Source organism: Nocardia sp. NPDC056564 (assembly GCF_042793755.1).
Lineage (GTDB): Bacteria > Actinomycetota > Actinomycetes > Mycobacteriales > Mycobacteriaceae > Nocardia.
Map to the genome: position 1 here is coordinate 1 of NZ_JBHTUR010000046.1, position 5,662 is coordinate 5,662.

Here is a 5,662-nt window from a genome sequence, read left to right on the forward strand (position 1 = left end):
TCCGGGGGCGGGGGGGCATCACCCTCCCGACCCTGTCTGTCGACCTGTAACAAAAATGGTTTTGGCATGGGGTTTGGACCCCGATTAGCAACACCGGTGAAAGGGCCCCGACCGGTTTGGGTGGCGGGCCGCTTCCCATGTGCCCGGGAGCGTGGCCTTACGCTCGACCAGGCGCGCGGTCTACTGCCCAGCCGCGCCGTTCGTATCCACCGCCGGCGGCTCGATGCCGAGCTCGCGCAGGCCGTTTCGGTACACCTCCACGTTCGCCAGCTTGATGTCCTCGTAGCCACGCACGGTGTCGGCGAGCGCCGCGGCCCGCACCGCACGGTCGTAGCCCGCCGGGTCGAGCGTGTCCGCGAGGGTCGTCACCATGTCGGTGTAGTGCGCGAGCAGGGCCCGCTCGACCCGGCGGACGTGGGCGTAACCGAAGAGGTCGAACTTGGTGCCGCGCAACCGCTTTCCCTTGGCCAGCAGCTTCAGCGCGAGATGCCCGCGCGGTCCGATGCCGATCTTCTTCTTGCGGCCCATGGCCCGCAGCACCGGCGGGTGCAGCTTGTAGGTGAGGTTCGACCCCTCGGGCAGCTGACCCGCGACCTCGTCCAGGAAGGCCGGGTCGACCAGGCGACGGGCCACCTCGTACTCGTCCTTGTAGGCGGTGAACTTGTACAGGCCACGCGCGACCTGCTCGCTGAACTCGGTGCGGTCGGTGACGCGCTGCTGCGCGACCCAGATGTGTTGCACCGTGCGGACATAGTCGCGGGCGACCCGAACACCCTGGAACCCGATCAGCTCTCCGGCCCGCAGTTCGACGAGCCGCCTGGTCTCACCCGTCGCGGTCAGGCCGTCGAAAAGATCGGCCGGAAGCTGGATTTCAGTGCGCTTACGCTCCGGGCGGCCCGCGGCGGCGGCGAACTCGTCCGGTCGGGCGACCGCGACCCGGCCCCAGCGGAACGCCGCGATATTGGCGTTCACCGCAACACCGTTGATCTCGATGGCCTCCTCGATCGACGCCGCAGGAATGCGCAGGCCGCCGAGTTCGTATGCGGCGCCGACCATCAGGAAGTTGGCGGCCGCGGTGTTGCCGAACAGCACCTCGGCGGCGCCGAGCGCGTCGAACGAGCGCACCTCGCGCGAGGCCTGCTCGAGCCGCGCCAGCAGCGCGGGCGTCTCCGGGTACTCGACGGCCTTGTCGTACACCATGTCCCCGGTCGGGGTCTTGCTGGTGGAGGCGACCGACAGCGTGTTCGTCTTCGAGCCGTAGGCCAGGTTCTTGTTGTCCGTGGCGGTCAGCAGGTCGAACGCCACGATGCAGTCCGCCGAACCCGGGGTCAGCCGGTTCGCGGGCTCCAATTCCCCACTGGCGAAACGCAAATGCGAGACGACCGGTCCGGCCTTCTGGCTCAGGCCGATCTGGTCCAGGCTCGCCACCTCGTAACCGGCCCGCAGCGCGGCGGTGGCCAGCACCTGGTTCACGGTGACGATGCCGGTGCCGCCGATGCCGGCCAGGAAGACGTTCTGCGTCGTGGTCAGCGCGGGCTGCGGGAGATCGGGCAGCACCGGCGGGGTCGGACGCTGGATCGCCTTGCGCTTCTTGGCCTTCGCCGTCGCCGGGTCCGGCAGTTCCACCGTGACGAAGGACGGGCAGTCGCCGTCCATGCAGGTGTAGTCGGTGTTGCAGGAGGTCTGATCGATGCGGGTCTTGCGGCCGAACTCGGTGTCCACCGGCTGCACGGACAGGCAGTTGCTCTTGACGCCGCAGTCGCCGCAGCCCTCGCACACCGCCTCGTTGATCACGACCCGGGTCCGTCGGGTCGGCAGGGTGCCGCGCTTGCGCTGCCTGCGCGCGTCGGCGGCGCAGTGCTGGTCGTAGATGAGCACGGTGACGCCGGGTACCTCGCGCAGGGCGCGCTGGGCCTCGTCGAGCCGATCGCGGTGCCACAGGCGGGTGCCGGGGGCCAGGTCGCGCTTGCGGTACTTCTTCGGCTCGTCGGCGCAGATGATGATCTGCGCGACGCCCTCGGTGGTCAGCTTGTGGGTCAGCCTCGGCACGGCGAGCGCGCCCTCCGCGTCCTGGGCGCCGGTCATCGCGACGACGTCGTTGTAGAGCAGCTTGTAGGTGATGTTCACCCCCGCGGCGACGCAGGCCTGCACGGCGAGCTGGCCGGAGTGGAAAAACGTTCCGTCGCCGATGTTCTGGAACAGGTGCGGCACGTCGGTGAACGGCGCCTGGCCGATCCACTGCGCGCCCTCGCCGCCCATCTGGGTCAGGCCGGTGACCTGGCTGTCTTCCCGGCCGGACATGGTCACCATGGTGTGGCAGCCGATGCCGCCGCCGGCCAGCGAACCCTCCGGCACCGCGGTGGAGCGGTTGTGCGGGCAGCCGCTGCAGAAGTAGGCGGCGCGCTTGGCGGGCAGCACGGACAGGGTCAGCGGCTGCGGCAGTGGACGTTTCGTGTCCAGGTAGCCGTGCAGCGCGCGGCTCAGCGGCTTGGTGATCCGGCCGGTGGTGAGCTCGCCGTCCTGGCCGAACAGCGGGCGGCCCGCGGCGTCGCGCTTGCCGATGATCTCCGGGGCGTCGGCGGTGCCGTAGAGGATCTCCCGGATCTGGGTCTCGATGAACGCGGTCTTGTCCTCGACCACGACCAGGCGGGTCAGGCCCTTGGCGAACTGCCGAACCCGTTCGGGCGCAATCGGAAACGGCATGCCGATGCGCAGCAGCCGGACGCCCGCGCGCATCAGATCGTCGTCGTCCACACCGAGGTCGATCAGCGCCTGCCGGACCGCGTCGAACGTGGTTCCGGTGGCGGCGATGCCGAGGGTGGCGTGCGGCGGGTTCAGCTCGATCACATCGAGATCGTTGAGCGTGCTGTAGGCCTTGACCATCTCCCAGCGCGGGCCGTACAGGTCCGCCTCGGCGATCACGCTGTCCGTCGGCGCGGCCATCGGGCGCTGCAGGTAGCGGAACGGGCGTCCCTCCCAGGTGATCTCGGGAACGACGATGTCGATATCGCCCACGTCGCCGTCCACCGACCAGGCCCCGTCGGCGACGTCGGCCACGATCTTCAGGGCGACCAGGCAACCCGAGGCGCGCGAGAGCGCGACGCCGTGCAGGCCCATGGTGATGATCTCGCGCGCGTTGCGCGGGAACAGGACCGGGATGTTCATCGCGGCCAGCGAGCGCTCACTCACCGCGGGCACCGTCGAGGACTTCGACGCAGGGTCGTCGCCGACCAGCAGGAGCACGCCGCCGTTGGCGTTCGCGCCGTACATGTTGGCGTGCCGCAACGCATCCGTGGCGCGGTCGAGACCGGGGCCCTTGCCGTACCAGACGCCGACCACCCCGTCGTGCGTGGCGCTGCCCTTGGGCAGATCGGCCTGACTCCCCCACACCGAGGTCGCGGCCAGTTCCTCGTTCAACCCGGGGACGAACGAAATGTCGTGCTCGGTCAGCACGTTCGGCATCCCGGCCAGCATCTTGTCCACGCCGCCGAGCGGACTGCCCTGATATCCGGACACGAAGGTCCCGACGCGCCGACCGGCGCGCAGGTCGCGCACGTGCTGTTCCACCAGTTGACGCGCGATCGCCTGGACCCCGGTGAGGACAACGGTGCCTGCGCCGACGCGGTAGCGGTCGGCAAGGTCGTACGGCGCCGGAATCAGATCGTGATCCGCGAGCTCGGTCATACATCCACCCGTTCCGGCCGGCACCGATCGGGCGCCGCCTTAGTTGAGCACTTGATGCCTTTTACCCTGCCCTCGAAGCGCGAATTGAACAATAGGCGCTCTACAAATTGAGCATACTGCGCAATTTGCCTTCCTGTGAATGGGCACACACTATGCAGGATGTGAGGTGGACTGTGACCGCCACCACCGGCCGCCGAATCGGACAGTTCGCCGATCTTGTCCAGCAAACGGGACCAAGCCGAGGCAAACGTCGAGTGACGGCTCCGCCCGGTCCCGTTCGACGGCCGTGGCCGGGTGGGATGGGGGCCGGTTCTAGAGCTTGGGGCTATGACGCGGCGTGGGCGGGGGTTGGGGGTAGTGATCTTGGTCAAACGCACAGGAAATGCGTTGTGAATTGTCCAATATGCCGGACCCGGTTGCGCGGTGCCGAAGGCGCGGCGCTACGTTCGCTGCGGACGGTGCCACTTTTGTGGCAACCCACAGTCGTCGAGCCGAAAGGTGGTGTGCCGGTCCGATCTTCGGTTCGGCTGTGAGTGCATGTCCCACCGTCCGCGTGGCGAACGATGACGTTCGCCACGGTTTCCAGTGCAGTGGTGGTCCGTTCGAGTTGCCGAGGCGTGTCGGGGTCGGCAGGTCGACAGGGGCCGAGATTCGAAGGAAAACCGTGCAGAGAGTTCCATTCAGGATCGCGATCCTGTTGTTGAGCGTCGTCTCGGTCGGCCTGCTTGGCCTGCCCGCGAACGCTCAACCGCTCTATCCCACACCGGATCCGGACGTGTTCTACGCCCCGCCCGCCGACCTAGCCGAGCTGAAGCCGGGCGATGTCGTGCGCGCCCGCAAGATCGACACCGGCCTGTATGTCGGCACCACCGGCTGGCAGGTCGCCTTCCGGTCCACCAACTCACAGAACAAGCCGGTTATGGGCGTGACCACCGTCTTGCTGCCCAACGGCGTCGAGCACCCACCGCTCGTCTCCTACCAGGCGCTGATCAACTCCCTTGGCACCCAGTGCAACCCGTCGCGCTCGCTGTTCAACGGCGAACTGCAGGACGCGGTCGGCGCGATGCTGCCGATCGGGCGCGGCTGGGCGGTCTCGCTGCCCGACTACCTCGGCCCCACCTCGGCCTACGGCGCGGCGCGGCTCAGCGGCATGATGACCCTGGACAGCGTCAAGGCCGTGCAAAAGGTATCGGAGCTCGGTCTCGCCAATTCGCCTGTCGCACTGGCCGGTTACTCCGGCGGCGGGATGGCCACCGCCTGGGCGGCTGCGTTGCAGCCGACCTACGCGCCCGACCTGAAGATCACCGCGTCGATCGCCGGCGGCATCCCCGCCGATCTCGAGGAGATGGCGATGGCGCTCGGCTTCGCGCCGCACCCCGGTTTCGGGCTGGCGTTCGCCGCGGCGATGGGCCTGGAGCGCGAATACCCGGACCGGCTGCCGGTGTCAGACCAGCTCAACGAAAACGGTTTGTGGTTCCGCGAATTCACCCATGACGCGTGCCGCCGGTTCCTGCTGTTCCACGGCGCGTTCCGCAACGCCGAGCAGATGGCCGCGTCGAAGAGCCTGATGGACAGCCCGGTCGCCCATCAGGTGCTGCGGGAGAACAGCCTGCGCTACTTCGACGGCGTTCCCTCCGTGCCCACCTACATCTGGCAGGGGCGCTTCGACGAGATGACCTTCTTCCCGCCGGTGGCGGAGGTGGTCGACCGCTATTGCAAGGCGGGCGCCAAGGTCGAGTTCCACCCCTACGAGATAGCGGAGCACTTGACCACGGCCGCAGCGGGTTTCGTCCAGGCCTGGAACTACGTGGAGGCCCGTTTCCGCGGCGAACCGGCACCGACCACCTGCTGACCCACGACGGAAAAGTGGGCCCCGCGGACAACACCCGGGGCCCCTCCCCGTGGTGAGGGGGTCGAACGGGCCGGCGCCGCGGATTCGGCGCGGGGCTTGTCGTCGGCGGGGTGGGGGGCGCGGTCG

At 68.5% G+C, this 5,662-nt stretch carries 2 protein-coding genes; one reads left to right on the plus strand and one right to left on the minus strand.

Annotated elements, in window-relative coordinates; translation table 11 throughout:
* Window positions 1–180: 180 nt before the first annotated feature.
* Window positions 181–3,684 carry an indolepyruvate ferredoxin oxidoreductase family protein gene (locus ACFQ9K_RS45405; RefSeq protein WP_378726729.1) on the minus strand — a complete coding sequence of 1,168 codons (3,504 nt, stop codon included), beginning with the start codon at window positions 3,682–3,684 and terminating at the stop codon, window positions 181–183.
* A 685-nt stretch (window positions 3,685–4,369) separates the two neighbouring features.
* Between ACFQ9K_RS45405 and ACFQ9K_RS45410 the strand changes: the two genes are divergently transcribed.
* Window positions 4,370–5,536: a lipase family protein gene (locus tag ACFQ9K_RS45410; protein WP_378726731.1), complete on the plus strand. Its 1,167-nt coding sequence runs from the start codon at window positions 4,370–4,372 to the stop codon at window positions 5,534–5,536.
* Window positions 5,537–5,662 lie beyond the last annotated feature (126 nt).

Excerpts from the sequence above, each read along its gene's own strand:
- ACFQ9K_RS45405 (WP_378726729.1), bottom strand. The coding sequence starts at position 3,684 with ATGACCGAGCTCGCGGATCACGATCTGATTCCGGCGCCGTACGACCTT.